This window comes from Pseudomonas sp. AC463 (genome assembly GCF_979253585.1).
Genome location: NZ_CEEDDZ010001098.1, coordinates 1 through 240, shown reverse-complemented (window position 1 = coordinate 240; position 240 = coordinate 1). Strand labels below are relative to the sequence as shown.

Here is a 240-nt window from a genome sequence, read left to right as displayed (position 1 = left end):
GTTGACTACGGTGCCGTCTGCCAGTGCCGGGTTAGGGCTGTAGCTCCAGAGCCCGTTGGCATCTGCGGTTACCGTCACCGGTGGGTTGTTGCCAATGGTTAGCGTGACGGTGCTATTGGCTTCCGCCGTGCCGCTCAGCAAGGTGCCATTGCTGGCTTCTACGGTGGGCGCTTCAGGAGGGTTGCGATCGATCACGATACGGATGATCGGTGAGCGAATGCCCTGCACGTTGGTCGCCGA

1 protein-coding gene is annotated in these 240 nt (G+C 61.2%); it reads right to left on the bottom strand.

All coding sequences use genetic code 11. The features are described from left to right. On the bottom strand, nt 1-240 hold a 240-nt coding region (locus AC0IYH_RS33680), incomplete at both ends, for an Ig-like domain-containing protein (RefSeq protein ID WP_471838797.1).